Source organism: Rhodosalinus sp. 5P4, assembly GCF_041365695.1.
Taxonomy (GTDB): Bacteria; Pseudomonadota; Alphaproteobacteria; order Rhodobacterales; family Rhodobacteraceae; genus Rhodosalinus.
Genome location: NZ_JBGFSJ010000008.1, coordinates 57,755 through 77,857 on the forward strand (window position 1 = coordinate 57,755; position 20,103 = coordinate 77,857).

Sequence of the window (20,103 nt, forward strand, 5' to 3'; positions counted from 1 at the left end):
AGGTCAAGCGGTTTCGAATCGCGCCGGACGCCGCGCGGGCGACGAAGGCCGCTCACCCGCCCCGGCAGGCCGGACACTCGGGCCGGGGCTGGCGGGCGGCCTGCCCGTTCTTTGTGGTCTTGCCGGCGCGCATGTCCCCGCGCGGCGCTTCGGGGCGGCGCGCCTCCTCGGGGCAGTGGGCGAGGATCGTCTCGACCAGCGCCGCCTTCCGGATCGGCTTCGTGAGGTAGCCGTCGATACCCGCCTCCAGGATCGAATCCCGATCGTCCCGGAGCGCGTGGGCCGTCACCGCCACGATGGGAACGCGGCGGTCCTTGCCGTCCTCCCTGCGGCGGATTTCCCGCGTGGCGTCGCGGCCGTCCATCTCCGGCATCGAGATGTCCATCAGGATCAGATCGGGCGCGAAACGCCCGTGCGCTTCCAGCGCCTCGGTTCCGTTCACCGCGAATTCGAGGTCGAGGTCGAGGTTCTTCAGCATCTTGGACAGCACGAGCCGGTTGGTGCCGTTGTCCTCCGCAACGAGGACTCGCATCGCGCGCCCGGGCGCGGCCTGCACCGGCGCGGGCGTGCCGAGGGCGCAGAGCCGCCCGAACAACGCATGCCGCGGCACCGGTTTCTGAAGCACGCCCTGAAGCCCGGCTTGCGCCATCTCGGCCTCGTCCACGCCCGCCTCCGAGGACAGCAACAGCACCGGCATGTCGTGCCCGAGTTCACGGAGCCGGCGGGCGAAGGCGAGCCCGTCGAGCCCGGGCATCCGGTGATCCGCGAGCACGAGATCGGGCGGCGGGTCGAGCAGCGCAAGCGCCGCCTCGGCGCTTGCGGCCGCGCGAAGTTCGAACCCGAGGGCGGAGAGCTGCCTGACGAGGATCTCGCGGTTCACGTCGAGGTCATCCACCACGAGCGCCGTGCGGAGCATGGGCGGCAATTCCGGGGCGCCCACGGCCGGCGCCGCGATCGGCAACGTCACGCGGAAGCCGAAACAGGCGCCCTTCCCCCGCTCGCTGTGCACCCAGATCTCGCCACCCATCAGACCGATCAGCCGTTTCGTGATCGACAGGCCCAGCCCGGTGCCCTCGAAGCGGCGGTCGCGGCCCTGCTCGATCTGGTTGAATTCGCCGAAGATGTGATCGACCTTTTCCGCGGCGATCCCGATACCGGTATCCTCGACCGTGACGTGCACGGCGGCCGCGCCCTCCCCGTCCTGAAATCCGGTGACCCGCACCAGGACATGGCCGGCGTCCGTGAACTTCACCGCGTTGCCGACGAGGTTCGTGAGAACCTGCCGCATGCGGCCCGGATCCCCGACGAGGCGGGTGGGCATGAAGAGGTCGTAGTCCACGAGAACGGCCAGCCCCTTGTCGCGGGCCGCGGGCTGCAGAAGTATCACGATCTCGTGGATGCAGCGTTCCAGGTCGAAGGGCTCGGGGTGAAGCGTCAGCTTGTCCGCCTCGATCTTGGAGAAATCCAGCACGTCGTTGATGATGACGAGAAGAGCCTCACCCGAGCGCCGGATGGTGCCCACGTAGAGATGCTGCTCTTCGGTCAACTCGGTGTCCGACAGAAGCTCGGCCATTCCCACGACCCCGTTCATCGGCGTCCGGATCTCGTGGGTCAGGTTGGCCAGGAACGCCGACTTGGCGCGATTTGCCGCCTCGGCGCGTTCCGTCGCCACCTCGAGCGCGCGCTGCTGTTCCTTGAACTGGGTGATGTCCACCCGCAGGCCGACGCGCCCGCCGTCGGAGGTCAGGGTCTCGAAGATCCTGAGCCAGCGCCCGTCGTCGAGTTGCTGCTCGATCTCCCCCGGCGCGTTGCGGTGATGCTCCAGGCGTTCCTCGAGCCACGCCTCCTCGCGGCCGATGGCGTCGGCGTACTGTCCACGGGCAAGACCGTAACGCAGGATATCCTCGAACCGAGCGCCGGGCACCATCGCGGGGGCGCTTCTGGCGTAGAGCTCCCGGTACCGGGCGTTGCAGGTGACAAGCCGGTCCTGCGCGTCATAGACGACGAAACCGTCGGGCAGCTCCTCGACGGCGGACCACATCCGCATCAGGTCGGTGATGTTGACCGCGAGCGTGACGAGCCCGCCATCGGGCATGCGCCGGTCCATGAGCTGCACGAACTGGCCGTTCCATAGCCGGATGGTCTCGGGCGGGATCTCGTCCATCTCCCAGCGGCCCAACATCCTTTCACGCCAGCGGGCCGGCGGCTCGTCCCGGAGATCGACGATGCCGTCCGCGATCATGACGTCCACGAGATGGGTGAAACTTGTCCCCGCGGCGATCGATTCGCGCCCGTCGAAGACAGACAGATAGGCGGCGTTGGCGAGAACCAGGCACCCGTCGGCGTCGAACATGGCGAAGCCGTCCCGGACCGTCTCGAGCGCGCTCCAGAGCTGCGTTTCGACGATGGCGATCTTTTCGTTGGCCCGGGTCAGATCCGACCTGACGCGCCGATTCTCGTCGCGCATGGTCGCGACCTCGGCGCGGGTTTCCACGATCTCGGCGGAAAGCTGCCGCGCCTGCCGGGCAAGCTTGCGGTTGGCCGCGAAGAGTTCCGTCTGCTTCTGTTCCAGAAGCCGCTCGGCGGCGAGCCGCGCGCGGCGTTCCTCGGCAAGCTTGCCGGTCAGATCCATCGGCGCCTGTCTCCCGACCCCGTTCTTCGGGCGGGAGGATGGCGCGGCGGGGTGAATCGCCGCTTAACGCGCGCGTTGCGCGCGGCCGACGCGCCGACCGGATCCGGGGTGGGCCTGCACCGGCCCTCAGCGCACCCAGACTTCGACGCGGCGGTTCACCTGCCGGCCCCAGGCGCTGTCGTCGCAGGCCATCGGCAGCGCCTCTCCGAAGGCCTCGACGTCCAGCGCCACCCGGTCGAGGTCGGCGCCGTCGGCGGCGGCGACCACCGCGGCGCGCACGGCCTCCGCGCGATCCATCCCGATCCGGCGGTTCCCGGCGGCCGGCCCCTGCCCGTCGCTGAAGCCCACGAAGACCATGCGGCGCGCGTCGTAGCGCCCCTCTTCCAGCGCCCGGGCGAGCTGTTCCACGTTCGAAAGCGACTGCGCATCGAGACGGGCGGAGCCCGGGCGAAACCGGAAGGACGTGGTGAGACGGCGCATCGGCGCGAGCGTCTCGGCCATGCGCTGCAACTCGTCGAGGCCCACCTCGGGGCCGGCCTGAACGATGGCGTTCAGGAAGCGGTCGCCCTGTTCGGCCACCGGCACCTCCTCGGGGGCCTGGTCCACGAAGCCCGCGCGGCGGATGACGATCTGCGCCGGCCCGCTTCCCAGATAGCCCAGGAAATCGCGCCCGATCTTCGGCAGGCGCCGCGCGGGAAGGTAGAGAAAGAGCGGCGCGGTGAGCGGGTAATCCTCGGTCTTGATGGTGCGGCGCTCGGCCCGCAGCGTGAAGCCGCAGGCCCCCCGGACCGCCAGGGGCTGCGTGTTGCCCGTCTCGGCCAGGCTGGCGAGGCCGAGCGCGAGCGGGTCGTCCGCGACCGCGCGGGCCAGATCGGCGTCCGATGCATGGCGCAACGCCGTGCTGGACAGCAACAGGCCCGCATTCGCGAGAAGGCGGTCTTCGGCGGCCTGCGCCAGTCCCGACCCGGCATCGCGAAGATGCAGCACGATGGGCGCATCGGGCCCGCCCAGATCCTTCCAGTTGTCGATGATCCCGCCGAAGACCCGGGCGAGTTGGCGCATCGAAATCGCCCGCAGCGGATTCCCGGGCGCCACCACCGGCACCAGCGCGTCGAGGGCGAGCACGCGGGAGCGGCCCGCCGCGTCCAGATCGCCCAGCCCCGCCGCCGCGGCGAGCCGCGCCTCGGCGCCCCGGATCTCGCGGACCGCCATGGCGATGTCCGCCTCGTCCGCAAGCAGATCGGCGAACCCCTCGTCGGTGGTGGTGGCACGGATGCGAAAGCGGGCCACCGGTGTCCCGTCCTCGCCCTCTGTCAGGACATGTGTGACCTGGTCTTTGTCGGAGCGCTCTGTCCGGATGCCGTATCCGGAGCGCATGGCGAACGCCTCGATCAGCGCGGGAAGCAGCACGTCGCCGGCGGAGGACGCGCCCGACAGGCGCAGCTCGGCCACGAAAGCCTCCAGGTTGGGGCACCCCGGCCCCTCGCAACGGACACCCGAGCCGTCGACCGTCAGTTCGCCGTAAACGGTTTCGACCCGGTAGAACTCCCCGTCGAAGCCGAGCAACGTGCCCGAGATTTCCACCGCGCCGTCGGGCGAGCTCAGCGTCACGTCCTGCGCGGCCCCGCCATGCGGCATCACGGCAGCCGCTAGAAAAAGTGCGACGAAACCCGCCGCACGCCATGCCTTCATGTTTTCCCTCGGCCGAAACGCGTCAGTCGTTTCGGGCGAGTTTCAGATCTGCGAAGGGGTTTTTCAACACCAGAAAGTCGCCCACGGCGCTGCAGGCCGGCATGAAAAGGGCGATGTCGCGGACCTCCAGCACCCCGTCACGCCGCACGAGGAGCTGCGCGTCGAGGTCCTTGCCGCAGTTCGCCTCCGTCACCTCGGCCTCGATGGTCACGAGGACGGACGGATCGCCGGGCGCGACACCTTCGGGGAAGGTGTACACTTCCGCGCCCAGCGCCGCGGGCATCGTGTCCCGCGCGAGCCGCACCAGGAACCCTTCGGACCCCGGCACACCCGCGCGGTCCGCGTGGACGTGCCCCTCTTCGCCGTAGCGCGCGCCGTTCTCGCGGGCATGGAGCGCGATGCCCGTATCGCCGCGCCACTGAAGCGCCACGCGCGCGCGGTCCTCCATGCCGTCGACCCTGGCCTGCGCGACCGCACCATCGCCGTTCGCGAAGGCCGCGATGAAGACTGCCGCCGGCGCGAAGGCCGGCATGTCGAGCGCGAGGGCCCCGGCCTCGTCGGTCACCGCCGTCGTCATCAGGCCGTTGTGGTGCAGGGTGACACGCTCTCCCGGCAGGCACGGCGCGTCGAGGTCGAGCCGGACCACGCCCCCCTCGGCCGGCGTGGCGGCGAAGCCGATCTCGCAGCCGGTCCCGGCAACGGCGCTTTCTTCCTGCTCCCGCGCGTCGATGACCGGCGCCTCGTCCGGCTGGGGCGCGACTGCCTTTTCGGGCAGGCCCGGCACCGGAAGCGGCCGGACCGCGTCGCGCGCGACCGGGGGCGCGGAGGTGAAGGTGATGCCGCTCAGGCCCGGGGCATCCGTCATGTCGGGGGCGCTGAGGGCGCGGGGCCCTTCACCCGCTGGCCCGGACCCGTCGGCGAGGCCGTCGCCCGCCGTTCGTGCGCCATCGCGCTCGGATATCTGCGCGGGCAAGCCGCCCCACTGCATGACGGCGCCAATCCCCAGAGCGACGAGAACCGTCGCGCCTGACAGTATGAAGCGGTTCGACATCAGCATATTCGCCTCCTCGGCCCGCGGCAGACATACCACGCCCTGTGCAATCTTGGGTCATGTTTCCGCCCAATCGGGGCACCCATGAGGCGAGCGGGGGGATAGATTGGGGCGTTTTTACGCAACCGGGGGTCGCCTGCGCCGTCAGGCGAGGCGGCCGTGGCAGTGCTTGAACTTCTTGCCCGAGCCGCAGGGGCAGAGCTGATTCCGTCCCGGATCGCCCCAGGTGGACGGATCGGCCTCGTCGAAGCCGGCCGCCGGCTCCGCGGCAAGCTGGGGGGCGGCACCGGACGCAGCCGGTCGTGGCGGCGCGTCCGCGCCGGCCATCTCCGGCTGGGGCGCGGGGGCGTCGGGATGGGCCGCCTGCGCCGCCTGGGCCATCGCCGCGCGTTGCGCGCGGATCTCGTCGACCATCTGGCGCTGCTCCTCCTCCGTGAGCGGGCGGATCTGGCCGAGTTTCTGGGTGACGTCGGCGCGCAGGCTGTCGAGCATGCTTTCGAAAAGCTGGAACGCCTCGGACTTGTACTCGTTGAGCGGATCGCGCTGCGCGTAGCCGCGGAACCCGACGACGGAGCGCAGGTGCTCGAGCGTCAGGAGGTGGTCGCGCCACTTTCCGTCGATGGTCTGAAGCAGGATCTGCTTCTCGATCTGGCGCATGTTCTCTGTGCCGAATTCCGTCGCCTTCCGGGCGATATGCTCGTCCGCCGCCTTTTCGAGCCGCTCGCGCATGACCTCCTGGTCGACCCCGTCCTCCTCGGCCCACTCCATCACGGGCACATCGACGCCGAGCTTTTCGATCGCCGCCGCGTAAAGCCCCTCGGCGTCCCACTGGTCGGCGTAGGTCTTGGGCGGCAGGTAGGTGTCGACGAGATCGTCCACGACCTGGTGGCGCATGTCGCGCACCACGTCGGACAGATCCTCCGCCTCCATGATCTCGCGCCGCTGGCTGAAGATGACCTTGCGCTGGTCGTTCATCACGTCGTCGAACTTCAGCAGCTGCTTGCGGATGTCGAAGTTGCGCCCCTCGACCTTCGCCTGCGCCCGCTCGAGGCTCTTGTTCACCCAGGGGTGGATAATGGCCTCGCCCTCCTGAAGCCCGAGCCGGGCAAGCATCTTTTCCAGCCGTTCGGAGCCGAAGATGCGCAGCAGGTCATCCTCGAGGCTGAGGAAGAAGGAGGACCGCCCGGGATCGCCCTGGCGGCCGGACCGGCCGCGCAGCTGGTTGTCGATCCGGCGGCTCTCGTGGCGCTCGGTGGCCAGGACGTAAAGGCCGCCCGCCTCGATGACCTTGCGCTTCTCCTCGGCGTGCTTGGCCGCGATGCGGGCGCGCAGCGCGTCGGGCTCCGCCTCCGGATCCGCGGCGAGTTCCTCCATGACCTGCATGTCGACATTGCCGCCGAGCTGGATGTCGGTGCCCCGGCCGGCCATGTTCGTCGCGATGGTGACCGCGCCGAGGCGGCCCGCGTCCGCGACGATCTGCGCCTCCTTCTCGTGCTGGCGCGCGTTCAGCACGTTGTGCGGGATCTTCTCTTTCTGCAGCAGCGTCGAAAGCGCCTCGGACTTCTCGATCGACGTCGTGCCGACGAGGACCGGCTGCCCCTTCTCGTGGGCCTTGCGGATCTCCTCGACGATGGCGGCATACTTTTCGCGGCCGGTGCGGTAGACCTGATCGTCCTCGTCCGTCCGCGCGATCGGCTTGTTCGTCGGGACCTCGACGACGCCAAGCCCGTAGATCTCTCCGAACTCCTCGGCCTCGGTCGAGGCGGTGCCGGTCATGCCGGAGAGCTTGTCGTAAAGGCGGAAATAGTTCTGGAAGGTGATCGAGGCGAGGGTGACGTTCTCCGGCCGGATCTCGCAGCCTTCCTTGGCTTCGATCGCTTGGTGCAGACCGTCTGACAGGCGCCGGCCCGGCATCATCCGCCCCGTGAACTCGTCGATGAGCACCACTTCGCCATCGCGGACGATGTAGTCCTTGTCCCTGGTGTAGAGCTTGTGCGCGCGCAGGCCCTGGTTGACGTGGTGAACGACCGTCGTGCTCTCGGGGTCGTAGAGCGAGCGGCCCTCCTCGAGCAGGCCGCGTTCGTGCAGCAACTCCTCGAGGAACTCGTTGCCCTCGTCGGTGAAGGTGACGTTGCGCGTCTTCTCGTCGATCGAGAAATGCTCGTCCTTGAGGTCGGGGATCAGCCGGTCGACCGAGACGTAGAGCTCGGACCGGTCCTGGCTCGGGCCCGAGATGATGAGGGGCGTCCGCGCCTCGTCGATCAGGATCGAGTCGACCTCGTCGACGATCGCGTAATAGTGGCCGCGCTGGTACATCTCCTTGAGCGACGATTTCATGTTGTCGCGCAGATAGTCGAAGCCCAGCTCGTTGTTGGTGGCATAGGTGATGTCGGCCTCGTAGGCGGCGCGCTTCTCCTCGTGATCCTGCATCGGCACGACCACGCCGGTGGTCAGGCCCAGCGCGCCGTAGACCTTGCCCATCCACTCCGCGTCGCGCCGGGCGAGGTAGTCGTTCACGGTGACGATGTGCACGCCGCGCCCCGTCAGCGCGTTCAGGTAGGCGGGCAGGGTCGCGACCAGCGTCTTGCCCTCGCCGGTCTTCATCTCGGCGATGTTGCCCTGGTGCAGGAAGATGCCGCCCATGAGCTGGACGTCGAAGGCGCGCAGACCCAACGCGCGCCGGCCCGCCTCGCGGCAGGCGGCGAACGCCTCGGGCAGCAGGTCGTCGAGCGACTCGCCATCGCCATGGCGCTTCTTGAATTCGGCGGTCTTCGCGGTGAGCGCGTCGTCGGAAAGCGCCTGCATCTCGGGTTCCAGCGCGTTGATCCTGTCGATCAGCGGGCGGGTCGCCTTGATCTTCCGGTCGTTCGGCGTGCCGAACACCTTTCTGGCGATACGTCCGAGGCCCATGCGTGATGTCTCCGTCCTTGGCTGACGTTCTGGTGGCGCCGCATCGGCTTGCCCGTCCGATCCGGAGCCCATAGGTGTTGGGGGAAGACGGCGCCGACTGGCCTTGGCCACCGGATGTAAGCGGCGCCTGTTTGAGTGTCAACGCCGCCCCCCGCGGCCCGCCCGGAAGGAAACCCCATGATCGCTCCGATTCGCTCTCTCGCCGCCACGCTCGCGCTCGCCGCTGCGCTGCCCGCCACGGCCCAGGACACCGCCGCGACGCCGGACGCCGACACCGTCGTCGCCACCGTCAACGGCCAGGAGATCACGCTGGGGCACATGGTGGTCGCGCGGACGTCCCTGCCGCAGCAGTATCGGCAACTTCCCGACGACGTGCTCTTCGAGGGGATCCTCGACCAGATGATCCAGCAGACGCTTCTGGCCCAGCAGACCGGCGACACCCTGTCGACGCGGGCGCGAGTCGCGCTCGAGAACGAGCGCCGCCTGCTCAGGGCCGGCGACGCGGTCGAAACCATCATCGGCGAGGTCGTGACCGACGAGGCGCTGCGCGCCGCCTACGAGGCGCGCTTCGCCGATGCCGATCTCGGCACCGAGTACAACGCCTCGCACATCCTGGTGGGGACGGAAGAGGAGGCCCGCGATCTCGTCCGCCAGCTCGAGCAGGGCGCGGATTTCGGCGAACTGGCCATGGCGCATTCCACCGGCCCCTCCGGCCCATCGGGCGGCGAGCTTGGCTGGTTCGGACCCGGGATGATGGTGCCGCCCTTCGAGGAAGCCGTGATGGCGATGGAGGTGGGCGCGGTGTCCGAGCCCGTCGAGACGCAGTTCGGCTGGCACGTCATCACGCTCAACGACACGCGGAGCCAGGCGGCGCCGCCGCTCGACGAGGTCCGCGAGGAACTGGCCGAGGAGATCCGCCAGGCCGCGGTGACCGAACGGCTGGAGGCGCTGCGCGCCGAGGCCGAGATCACGATGCCCGACGAGGGGGCGGTCGATCCCTCCGCGCTGAGCGACACCTCGATCCTGGAGAACTGACGCATGGGCGCCACGCCGCCGCGCTCGCCGCTTGCGCCCGACCGTTTCCCGGACCTGCCCGATGTCGCGGGCGTGGAGCTCGCCGTCGCTTCGGCCGGCGTCCGCTACGCCGGGCGCGACGACGTGATGCTCGCGCGCCTCGCGCCCGGCAGCACCGTGGCGGGCGTCTTCACGCGCTCCGCGACGCGCGCCGCGCCGGTCCTCGACTGCGAGGCGAAGATCGCCGGGGACGACCGGGCCGGCGCGGCCTTCCTCGTCAACGCGGGCAACGCCAATGCCTTCACCGGGAAGGCCGGCGCGGCCGCGGTGGACGCCCTGACCGGCGCAGTGGCCGAGGCGGCGGGACTTCCCGCGCGCCGCGTCTTCACCGCCTCCACCGGCGTGATCGGCGAGCCGCTCCCGCACGAGCGCATCCGCGCCCGGCTCGACACGCTGACCGACGCCCTGGCCCCGGGCGGCTGGGAGGCCGCGGCCCGCGCGATCATGACGACCGACACCTTCCCCAAGGGCGCGGGCGCGCAGGTCGAGGTCGACGGGCGGACGGTCTCCATCTCGGGGATCGCGAAAGGCTCGGGCATGATCGCCCCCGACATGGCCACGATGCTCGTCTTCCTGTTCACCGACGCGGCGGTGGACCGGCCCGTGCTGCAATCCATCGTGGCGGAACTGGCCGACCGGACCTTCAACTGCATCACGGTGGACGGCGACACCTCCACCTCGGACACGCTGCTGATGGGCGCCACCGGGGCGAGCGGGGCGCGGGTCTGGGCCGACACCCACGCCTTCCGCGAAGCGCTCGGGATGGTGATGCTCGACCTCGCGCAGCAGGTCGTGCGCGACGGCGAGGGCGCGACGAAATTCGTCGAGGTCACGGTGACCGGCGCCACCTCGCGCAGCGACGCGCGGCGCCACGCCATGTCGATCGCCAACTCTCCGCTGGTGAAGACCGCGATCGCGGGCGAGGACGCGAACTGGGGGCGCGTGGTGATGGCCGTCGGGAAATCGGGCGCCCCGGCCGACCGCGACCTTCTGGCGATCCGCTTCGGCGACATCCTCGTGGCCGAGAAGGGCTGGGTGGCCGAAAGCTACGACGAAGCCGCCGCGGCGGAGTACATGAAAGGGCAGGAATTGCGGATCTCCGTGGATCTCGGCCTGGGGGAAGGCCGCGCCACGGTGTGGACCTGCGACCTGACCCACGGCTACATCGACATCAACGCGGATTACCGCTCGTGACGAAGGTCGTGCTCGTCGCCGCCGTGGCGCTGGTGGACCGGGACGGCCGCGTGCTGCTCACCCAACGCCCCGAGGGCAAGCCGATGGCGGGGCTCTGGGAATTTCCGGGCGGCAAGGTGGAACCGGGCGAGACGCCCGAGGCCGCGCTCATCCGGGAGCTGCGCGAGGAGATCGCCATCGACACGGAAGAAAGCTGTCTCGCGCCTCTGACCTTCGCCAGCCACGGCTATGCCGATTTTCACCTGCTCATGCCGCTCTTCGCGTGCCGGAAATGGGAGGGCGTGCCCGTCGGCCAGGAGGGGCAGCGCCTTTCCTGGGCACGCGCGGCGGAGCTGCGGGACTATCCCATGCCGCCCGCCGATGTCCCGCTGATACCGATTCTCCGCGACTGGCTCTAGCAGCCGCTGACGCTCGCGCGACACGGACGGCGCGAAAATCCCGTGGCAGGTCAGTAGCGGTGTCGGGACGACCCCGCCAGGCCGTGCGCGCCGGACAAGCACAACGGCGATGCCGCCGCGCCTTTGGGCGTAACCTGCCGAGAATGGGCGGTGGCGGACTCACCGCGCTTGCGCAAGACAAACACCCAAGGCCCGCGATGCCGACACGAAAACGCCCGGCCGATGATACGGCCGGGCGTTCCCTTACGCGTTTTCTTCCGCGGCTCAGTCCAGCTTGCGCTCGACCTCGGTGCGCTCGAAGATCTCGATGACGTCGCCTTCGCGGATGTCCTCGTATTTCTCGAAGGCCATGCCGCACTCCTGACCCGACTGAACTTCCGGCACCTCGTCCTTGAAGCGCTTGAGCGTCTTCAGCGTGCCCTCGTGGATCACCACGTCGTCGCGCAGGAGGCGCACACCGGCGGACCGGCGCGCCACGCCCTCGGTGACGAGGCAGCCCGCCACCTTGCCGACGCCCGACACCTTGAAGACCTGCCGGATCTCCGCGTAGCCGATGAAGTTCTCGCGCACCTCGGCCGAGAGAAGTCCGGACGCTGCCGCCTTCACGTCGTCCACCAGGTCGTAGATCACCGAGTAGTAGCGGATCTCCACGCCCTTCTGGTTGGCGGAGTTGCGCGCCGGCGCGTTGGCGCGCACGTTGAAGCCGATCACCGGCGCGCCGGAGGCTTCCGCGAGGCCGACATCGGTTTCGGTGATGGCGCCGACGCCCGAATGCAGCACGCGCACGCGCACCTCTTCGTTGCCGACCTTCTCCAGCGCCTGGACGATCGCCTCGGCAGAGCCCTGCACGTCGGCCTTCACGATTACCGGAAGCTCGGTGACGTTCTCGTCTTCCTTGGCCTTGGCCAGAAGCTGCTCGAGAGAGGTCGCGGCACCGGCGGCAGCGCGCTTCTCCTTCGCCTTCTCCTGGCGGTACTCGGCGATCTCGCGCGCCTGCGCCTCGGCCTCGACGACGTTGAGCACGTCGCCGGCTTCCGGGGTGCCGTTGATGCCGAGCACCTCGACCGGCACGGAGGGGCCGGCCTCCTTCACGCGCTCGCCCTTGTCGTTCACGAGCGCGCGCACCTTGCCCCACTGCTCGCCGACGACGAAGATGTCGCCCTGGCGCAGGGTGCCTTTCTGGACGAGCACCGTCGCCACCGGCCCGCGGCCGACGTCGAGCTGGGCCTCGATCACCGCGCCCTCGGCGGCGCGGTCCGGGTTCGCCTGAAGCTCCAGGATCTCCGCCTGCAGCGCGATCGCCTCGAGCAGTGTGCCGAGGCCCTTGCCGGTAATGGCGGAGACTTCGACGTCCTGCACGTCGCCGGACAGCTTCTCGACGATCACCTCGTGCTGGAGAAGATCGGTCCGCACCTTGTCAGGGTTCGCCTCCGGCTTGTCGCACTTGTTGATGGCGACGATCATCGGCACCTTCGCCGCCTTGGCGTGGTTGATGGCCTCGATGGTCTGCGGCATCACCGCGTCGTCGGCCGCCACCACCAGGACCACGATGTCGGTCACATGTGCGCCGCGCGAGCGCATCGAGGTGAAGGCCGCGTGGCCCGGTGTGTCGAGGAAGGTCAGCGCGTCGCCGTTGGGCGCCTCGACCTGGTAGGCGCCGATGTGCTGGGTGATTCCCCCCGCTTCGCCGGACACGACCTTGGCCTCGCGAATCGCGTCGAGCAGCGAGGTCTTGCCGTGATCGACGTGCCCCATCACGGTGATGACCGGCGGGCGCGGTTTCAGGTCGGCGGACTTGTCCTCCACCTCCTTGATCACGTCCTCCACGTCGGCGTCCGAAACGCGCACGACCTTGTGGCCGAACTCCTCGATGATGAGTTCGGCGGTGTCGGCGTCGATCACCTGGTTCTGCGTGACCATCATGCCATTCTGCATGAGCGCCTTGACCACGTCGGCCACACGCTCGGCCATGCGGTTGGCGAGTTCCGACACGACGATCGTCTCGGGAAGCTGGACGTCGCGCACCACCTTCTCGCGCGGGGCCTGCTGGCCCATCGCCTTCTGGCGGGCGCGCTCCTGCTTGCGTTTCATCGCGGCGAGCGATTTCTGGCGCCCGCCCTCTCCGCCGGCCAGCGCCTGATTCAGGGTCAGCTTGCCGGAGCGGCGCGCGCTGTCGCGTTCGCTCTTGCGATTCTTCGCCTCTCGGGGCTCTTCCCGCTCCTTCTTGCGGGCGACGGGCGGGACCGCCTTGGCGGGCTTGGCCACGTCGCCGGGCTCGGCAGGCGGCTGCGGCTGCTTCGCGCGCTCCGCCTCGGCCCGGCGCTGTTCTTCCTCCTCGGCCTTCTGGCGCGCGCGCTCCTCGGCCTCGCGCTGCTCGCGCTCCTTGGCCTCCTGTTCCGCGCGGCGGCGCTCACGCTCCTCGGCGCGGCGGCGCTCTTCTTCCTCGCGCTCCTTCGCCTCTTCGGTTTCGCGCGCCTTGGCGGCCTGCAACGCCTTGAGACGACGGTCCATTTCCGCTTCGGAAATGCCGCCCGGACGTTTCGCGCCGCCGGCGGACGGCGTGGTGCCGCTGCCGCCGGCGCCACCGGCGCCGCCGCTCTTGGCCGCGGAGGGTTTCGGCACGACCACGCGCTTGCGCTTCGTCTCCACCACGACGTTCTTCGTCCTGCCGTGGCTGAAGCTCTGTTTCACGCTGCCCGAACGCGGGCCGCTCCGCAGCCCGAGGGTCTTCTTGCCGTCGTTCTCGCTCATAAAGCCGTCTTATCCTTTCCGGTGGCCGGTGCCACCGTCGCTGGCGCGCAAGCCTTTAAGTCTTGCGGCCTCCTCTACAACACGCTTCGTCAGACCGCCAGACGCCAGCGCGCCATGTACCACAGTTTCACGTCCGAAGGCCAAACCCAATTCGGACGCCGTCATCCAGCCGAGCCAGCTTCCGTCATGCGGCGTGCTCAGCTTCGTCTTGCCCCGCTCCGAGCCGTCGCTGGCCTGGATCAGGACCTCGGCCTCGCCGTTCGCCAGCCAGGCCTTCACCTTTTCGTAGCCCGTCACGGCCGCCCCGGATTTCCGGGCCAGGCTGACGAGCCCGATCACGCGCTGCGCGAGCTGGCGCTCCACCTCGTCGACGAGCCCTTCCGGCACCGTCACCGGGGCCTTGGCCGCCCGGGCGAAAAGCCCCTTGGACGCCGCGCGCTCCAGCGCCGCGCGATCGGCCGCGACCCAGATCCCCCGACCGGGCAGCTTGCCCAGAATGTCGGGCACCACCACGCCGTCGGGGCTCACCACGAAGCGCACCATGCGGGCGGCCGGCAGCACCTTGCCCGTCGCGATGCACTTGCGCTCGGGCCCGTCGTCCCGCGTCTTCTCACGCCCGCCGCGCGGCATCTCGCGGATCTCCGGCGACCGGCTCAGGGGCGCGCCTCGTCGGTGGCGGCGGCCTCGTCGGAAACGATCTCTTCGCCGTCACCCTCTTCGGACGCGGTGCCGAGCATCTCTTCGGGATCCACCCAGCCCAGCATGACCCGTGCGGTCATGACCATGTTCTGCGCCTCTTCGAGCGATACGTCGAAAGGCTCCAGGACACCGTCGTCCTTGACGCGCTCGCCGTTCACCGTCGTCCAGCCGCCGGCAAGCTCCCAGTCGGCGCAGGTCGCGAAATCGTCGAGCGTCTTCACGCCGTCCTGCGCCAACGCCTCAATCATTTGGGGTGTCAGGCCCTCGAAGTCAATCAGGCTGTCCTCCACACCGAGCGCGCGGGCGCGCTCGAGGGCCTGGCGCGCCTGCTCGTCGAGGTATTCGCGGGCCCTGGTCTGAAGCTCGGTCGCCGTGTCCTCGTCGACGCCATCGATCACCAGAAGCTCGTCGAGCTCGACATACGCGACCTCCTCGAGGTTGGTGAACCCCTCGGAGACGAGGAGCTGCGCGAAGAACTCGTCGAGGTCCAGCGTCTCCATGAAGAGCTGGGTGCGCTCCTCGAACTCCTTCTGGCGGCGGCGACTCTCCTCCTCCTCGGTGAGGATGTCGATGTCGAGCCCGGTCAGCTGGCTCGCCAGGCGGACGTTCTGACCGCGCCGGCCGATCGCCAGCGAAAGCTGCTCGTCGGGCACCACCACCTCGATGCGCTGCGCCTCCTCGTCGATCACGACCTTGGAGACCTCGGCGGGCTGAAGCGCGTTGACGAGGAAGGTCGCCTGATCCTCGTTCCACGGGATGATGTCGATCTTCTCGCCCTGAAGCTCGTTGACCACGGCCTGCACGCGCGAGCCGCGCATGCCGACGCAGGCGCCGACAGGGTCGATCGACGAATCGTAGGAGATCACGGCGATCTTGGCACGGCTTCCGGGGTCGCGGGCCACGGCCTTGATCTCGATGATGCCGTCGTAGATCTCCGGCACCTCCATCTTGAAGAGCTCGGCCATGAACTCGGGCGCCGTGCGCGACAGGAAGATCTGCGGGCCCCGCGCCTCGCGGCGCACGTCCTTGATGTAGCAGCGGATGCGGTCGCCGTTGCGGTAGCTTTCCCGGCCGATCTTCTCGTTGCGGCGCAGGATCGCCTCTCCGCGGCCCACGTCCACGATGATGTTGCCGTATTCCTCGCGCTTGACGATCCCGTTGATGATCGTGCCGACGCGGTCCTGGAATTCCTCGTACTGGCGGTCGCGCTCGGCCTCCCGCACCTTCTGGAGAATCACCTGCTTCGCCGACTGCGCGGCGATGCGGCCCATCTCCACCGGCGGGACGGCCTCGTGGAACTCGTCGCCGACCTGCGGCGCGCCGGCTTCGGCGGGGTCGATGCGCTGGCCCTCGCGGATCCAGAACTCGTCGCGCCCGGGCTTCGCCGGGGCGAAATAGGGCTTCGCCTGCTCGGCGGTCATCTCGGCCTGGTAGTTCTCGAGTTCTTCCTCGGGTACCACGGTGCGCACGCGGGTGAAGTCCGCGCGGCCGGTCTTGCGGTCGATCCTCACGCGGATGTCCATCTCGGAGCCGTAGCGCGACTTCGCCGCCCGCGAGAGGCTTTCTTCCATCGCCTCGACCACGAGCAGGGGATCGATCATCTTCTCGCGGGCCACCGCTTCCGCGGTCTGCAAGAGCTCGAGCTGGTTCGCAGAAGTAATCGCCATCTGTCTTCAGTCCTCTTCGGGGTCGGACATGTCCGACCGGATCTCGTCATACGCGTCCGCGTCCACCGGCTGCGCCTTGCGCGCCTTCAGCATGTCGCGGATCAACTCGTCGGTAAGCACCAGCTTGGCGTCGGACAGCCAGTCGAAGCGCAGGCCGACCGTGCCCTCGTCCAGGTTCACCAGTATTTCGTCGCCCTCGACGCCGGCGAGCACGCCCTTGAAGCGGCGGCGCCCGTCGATGAGTTCGGCGGTCTCGAGTTTCGCCTCGTAGCCCTCGTAATCGGCGAAATCCTTCAGCCGCGTGAGCGGCCGGTCGATCCCGGGGCTCGAGACCTCGAGCGTGTAGGCATCGAGGATCGGATCCTCCACGTCGAGCACCGCGCTCACCGCGTTGGATATCGCCGCGCAGTCGTCCACCTCGATGCCGCCCCCGGGCCTTTCGGCCATGATCTGCAGCGTCTGCGTCTTGCCCGCCATCAGGCGCACGCGCACGAGTTCGTATCCCAGCCCCTCGATCACGGGCTGGACGATCTCGGCGATACGCCGGTCGATGGGGGATTTGGCGACGAGGGTGGACATGGGCCTCCGGAACGAAAAAACGGGCGCGCGGCCCGTCGATCTTTCCCGGTGGTTCGCCGTGCGATGCCCGACGAGCCGCTGTTGGCACCGCATATACGCGCGGCCGGCAGGGGATGCAAGGGCCGACGCGTCGGCCGGACGCGCGCGGAACGACCGGGGCGCCGGTCGGCCCCGGCAAGCGCTGCCCGACCGCCCCTGTCACGTCGCCCGGATTTCTGGACCGGCCGGCATCGCACCGCGCCCGGCGTTGCGACCGGCGGCCTGCTCATGCCGCCTCGGTCCCGTTCGTGCCGGGGGGCTTTCGCCGCGCCCGGCCTCCGGCACGACGGTCCGCCACGACGGCGCGACCCGCGCTCAGGGCGCGCCGCTTTCCGATTTCGCCTCCTCCTGCTCGGCAAGCTCGTAGGACCATTCCTGCGCCGCTTCCAGCGCCATGGGCGACGATGTCGGCATGACGCCCACATAGGCGCCGGTCTCCCCGGCGGGCAGCGACGGGCGGCGCGTCATGCGCCAGCCGGCATAACCGGAGATCGCGGCGAAGAGCGCGATCAGGAACAGCCAGAACGCCTGCGGCCCCGCCGCCTGCATCGCCCACCCGGCGATCAGCGGCCCCGAGATCGCGCCCAGCCCGTAGACGAAGACGAGCCCGCCGGAGGCGGCCGGCATGTCCTCCACCTCGAGGTAGTCGTTCGTGTAGGCGACGAAGAGCGAATAGAGCGGCGAGGCCATGCCGCCCATCACGAAGGCCGCCGCCATGAGCGGCCAGAGCGCAAGGTCCGAGAGGTAGCCGAGCAGGCAGGAGGCCGCGCCGATCGCCGCGAGCGAAAGGATCAAAAGCCGCCTGTCCATGCGGTCCGAGACCCAGCCGATCGGGTATTGCAGCACGAGGCTGCCCGCGAAAAGCATCGCGACGAAAAGCGCCACCTGATCCACCGTGAGGCCCGCCTGCGACCCGTAGACCGCCCCCATCCCGGCCTGCGCCGCGAAGACGCCGCCGAGCAGGAAGATGCCCACTGTTCCGAGCGGCGAGGCCTCGTAGAGCCGCCGCAGGCTCATCGGCTTGGTGATCTCGGCCGCGGGCACCGGCGTGGCCGACAGGAGGATCGGCCCGAAGGAAAGCGACACGAGGATCGAGGCGGCGATGAAAAGCGTGGCGCCGCCCGCGTCCGCGCGCGTCAGAAGCCCCTGCGCCGCGATCATGCCCAGGGTCTGCGCCAGCATGTAGGCCGACAGCAGCTTGCCGCGGTTCTCGTTCGTGGCGGCGTTGTTGAGCCAGCTTTCCGCGGTGACGTAGACGCCCGACATGCAGAAGCCGAGCGCGAGGCGAAAAAGCGTCCAGGCCCAGGGCTCCGTCAGCAGCGGAAAGGCGATGAGCCCCGCGGACATGAAGGAGCCGAGCGCGGCGAACACCCGGACATGGCCCACGTTCCGGATCAGGCGCGGCGCGAGCCGCGCGCCTGCGAGAAAGCCCGCGAAATAGCCCGAGGTCACGACCGCGAGCGCGGAGGCCGAGAAGCCCTCCAGCCCGCCGCGCACGCCGATCAGCGTGGACTGCATGCCGTTGCCGATCATGATGAGCGTGATGCCGAGCAGTAGCGCCCAGACGCCGCCCAGAACCTGAAGCATCGCGCTCTCCTCCGACGGGCGGCCCCGTTCGGCCGGGCGGTCTGACCGTATGACGCCAACCCGATTCGCGAGAGCCGGTCAACGCGATTGCATTCGCGCGCCCGGCGCGGTTTCATGGCGGCCATGTCGGACAACAAGCAACCGGGCCTCAGCGACGCCTATGCGCTCTCCGGGGCCGAGGACGCCCGGCGGCTATACGCCGACTGGGCGGACACCTACGACGCCGCCTTCGCCGAGGCGAACGCCTACCGCCCGCCCGGGGTGGTGGCGCGGCTCTTCGCGCAGGCCGGCGGGACGGGGCCTGTCCTCGACGCCGGCGCCGGAACCGGGCTCGGCGGGGTCGCCCTCGCCGCGCACGGGATCGGACCGGTGGACGCGGTGGACCTCTCGCCCGAGATGCTCGCGGTGGCAGAGCGCAAGCGCGTCTACCGCGCCCTCGTCGAGGGCGACCTCCTCGCCGGGCTTCCCATCGCGGACGGCGCCTATGCCGGGGTCGTCAGCGCCGGGACGTTCACGCTGGGCCATGTCGGGCCCTCGGGCTTCGACGAACTCCTGCGCGTGGCCGCGCCGGGCGCCCTGCTGGTGATCTCGGTCAACGCGCGCGCCTTCGAGAGCGAAGGCTTCGCGGCGAAGATGGCGGCGCTCGCGCCCGCGATCGAGGATCTCGCCACGGTGGAGGAGCCGATCTATGGCCCCGGCGCCACGGGCGCCCACGCCGGCGACACGGCGCGCGTGCTGAGCTTTCGCAAGCGCCCGGGTTGATTTTTCGCCCCCGCCGGCACGGCCGTCTTGAACGCGGACCGCGCGACACGATGTGAGGCGCTGCCGGACGCCTTCGGGGGCTGCGCACCGGCGGCGACATCGCCGTGCCGCCCCCCGGGAGACGCGACCATGACATGGCTTCTTCTGGCATCGGGACTTGTCCTGCTTCTGGCGGGAGGCGAGGCGCTGGTGCGCGGCGCCGTGCTCGCCGCCACGCGCCTCGGCGTGTCGCCGCTCGTCATCGGCCTCACGCTCGTGGGCTTCGGCACCTCGACGCCCGAGCTGGTGGCGAGCCTTCAGGCCGCAGCGGCGGGCGCGCCGGGGCTCGCGCTCGGCAACGTCGTCGGAAGCAACATCGCCAACGTGCTCCTGATCCTCGGCCTCGCGGCCGTCATCGCGCCGGTCGCCGTGTCGCGGGGCGCCTTCCTGCGCGACGGCGCCGCGGTGGTGGGCGCGAGCCTCGCCCTCGCGGCGCTCTCGCTTCACGGCACGGTCGGGCGCCTCGCCGGCGCGGCGCTTCTGGTCGCGCTCGCGCTTTACACGCTGAACACGCTGCGCTCCGAGCGCACCGGCTGGCAGGAGGTGGCGACGGAAGAAGACACGCCCCAGGGCGGGCTCTGGCGCGGGCTCTGGCTGGCCGCGCTCGGCATCGCGGGCGTCGTCGTCGGCGCGGAGTTCCTCGTGCGCTCGGCCCTCGTGCTCGCCCGCGGCTTCGGCGTTTCCGAGACCGTGATCGGCCTCACGCTGGTGGCGGTCGGCACCTCGCTCCCCGAGCTCGCCACCTCCGTCGTCGCGGCACTGCGGCGCCAGAGCGCGCTGGCGCTCGGCAATGTCCTCGGGAGCAACCTTTTCAACATCCTCGGCATCGCGGGCGTGACGGCGATGGTGACGCCGCTTCCCGTGCCGCCCGAGATCGCAGGCCGCGACGTGTGGGTCATGCTCGCCGCGGCCCTTGCCCTCGCCGCGGCCGGGGTGACCGGGTGGCGCATCGACCGCCGCGAGGGCGCGGCCTTTCTGGCCGCCTACGCGGGCGTGCTGGCGCTCCAGCTCGGCCTCGTCTGAGGCCGG

Annotated in this window: 14 protein-coding genes; 5 read left to right on the top strand and 9 right to left on the bottom strand. The window is 69.8% G+C overall.

The window, feature by feature from the left end; all coding sequences use genetic code 11:
- Positions 1-52: 52 nt before the first annotated feature.
- The 4 genes from AB6A69_RS14705 to secA all read right to left on the bottom strand — a co-directional run bounded on the left by AB6A69_RS14705 (position 53) and on the right by secA (position 8,285).
- Complete coding sequence (locus AB6A69_RS14705; protein WP_371061328.1) at positions 53-2,632, bottom strand: response regulator; 2,580 nt, start codon at positions 2,630-2,632, stop codon at positions 53-55.
- Positions 2,633-2,758: 126 nt separating this feature from the next.
- The gene (locus AB6A69_RS14710; protein WP_371061329.1) at positions 2,759-4,324 is read right to left on the bottom strand and encodes a substrate-binding domain-containing protein; all 1,566 of its coding nucleotides are present in this window, start codon (positions 4,322-4,324) and stop codon (positions 2,759-2,761) included.
- 22 nt (positions 4,325-4,346) lie between these two features.
- Entirely contained in the window at positions 4,347-5,381 is a 1,035-nt protein-coding gene (locus AB6A69_RS14715) for a hypothetical protein (protein WP_371061330.1), read from the bottom strand.
- A 138-nt stretch (positions 5,382-5,519) separates the two neighbouring features.
- Positions 5,520-8,285: a preprotein translocase subunit SecA gene (secA, locus tag AB6A69_RS14720; protein WP_371061331.1), complete on the bottom strand. Its 2,766-nt coding sequence runs from the start codon at positions 8,283-8,285 to the stop codon at positions 5,520-5,522.
- Positions 8,286-8,462: 177 nt separating this feature from the next.
- On the opposite strand from secA, the gene AB6A69_RS14725 reads away from it, so the two are divergent.
- From AB6A69_RS14725 to mutT, 3 genes are read left to right on the top strand one after another with little or no spacing between them, the layout of a single operon-like run.
- The gene (locus AB6A69_RS14725) at positions 8,463-9,320 is read left to right on the top strand and encodes a peptidylprolyl isomerase (protein ID WP_371061332.1); all 858 of its coding nucleotides are present in this window, start codon (positions 8,463-8,465) and stop codon (positions 9,318-9,320) included.
- Between the two features lie 3 nt (positions 9,321-9,323).
- On the top strand, positions 9,324-10,553 hold the full coding sequence (gene argJ, locus AB6A69_RS14730; protein WP_371061333.1) for a bifunctional glutamate N-acetyltransferase/amino-acid acetyltransferase ArgJ: 1,230 nt from the start codon (positions 9,324-9,326) through the stop codon (positions 10,551-10,553).
- A complete protein-coding gene (gene mutT / locus AB6A69_RS14735; RefSeq protein ID WP_371061334.1) occupies positions 10,550-10,951 on the top strand; it encodes an 8-oxo-dGTP diphosphatase MutT in 402 nt (133 codons plus the stop codon). The genes argJ and mutT overlap by 4 nt, the downstream gene beginning before the upstream one ends.
- A 264-nt stretch (positions 10,952-11,215) precedes the next feature.
- Here the strand turns inward: mutT and infB are convergent, their stop codons facing one another.
- The 5 genes from infB to AB6A69_RS14760 all read right to left on the bottom strand — a co-directional run bounded on the left by infB (position 11,216) and on the right by AB6A69_RS14760 (position 18,273).
- Positions 11,216-13,702: a translation initiation factor IF-2 gene (infB, locus tag AB6A69_RS14740; protein WP_371055327.1), complete on the bottom strand. Its 2,487-nt coding sequence runs from the start codon at positions 13,700-13,702 to the stop codon at positions 11,216-11,218.
- Between the two features lie 9 nt (positions 13,703-13,711).
- Positions 13,712-14,332, bottom strand: coding sequence for an RNA-binding protein (locus AB6A69_RS14745; RefSeq protein WP_371061335.1), 621 nt, complete (start codon positions 14,330-14,332; stop codon positions 13,712-13,714).
- Positions 14,333-14,355: 23 nt separating this feature from the next.
- Positions 14,356-16,068 carry a transcription termination factor NusA gene (nusA, locus tag AB6A69_RS14750; RefSeq protein WP_371061336.1) on the bottom strand — a complete coding sequence of 571 codons (1,713 nt, stop codon included), beginning with the start codon at positions 16,066-16,068 and terminating at the stop codon, positions 14,356-14,358.
- A 6-nt stretch (positions 16,069-16,074) separates the two neighbouring features.
- Positions 16,075-16,647, bottom strand: coding sequence for a ribosome maturation factor RimP (gene rimP / locus AB6A69_RS14755; protein ID WP_371055330.1), 573 nt, complete (start codon positions 16,645-16,647; stop codon positions 16,075-16,077).
- 354 nt (positions 16,648-17,001) lie between these two features.
- Positions 17,002-18,273 (bottom strand): MFS transporter, encoded by a 1,272-nt coding sequence (locus AB6A69_RS14760; protein ID WP_371061337.1) that lies wholly within the window; start codon positions 18,271-18,273, stop codon positions 17,002-17,004.
- Between the two features lie 123 nt (positions 18,274-18,396).
- Here AB6A69_RS14760 and AB6A69_RS14765 point away from each other — a divergent pair, with 123 nt between their 5' ends.
- Positions 18,397-19,035 carry a class I SAM-dependent methyltransferase gene (locus AB6A69_RS14765; RefSeq protein ID WP_371061338.1) on the top strand — a complete coding sequence of 213 codons (639 nt, stop codon included), beginning with the start codon at positions 18,397-18,399 and terminating at the stop codon, positions 19,033-19,035.
- Positions 19,036-19,164: 129 nt separating this feature from the next.
- Positions 19,165-20,097, top strand: a complete 933-nt coding sequence (locus AB6A69_RS14770; RefSeq protein WP_371061339.1) for a calcium/sodium antiporter — start codon at positions 19,165-19,167, stop codon at positions 20,095-20,097.
- The last annotated feature ends 6 nt before the right edge of the window (positions 20,098-20,103 follow it).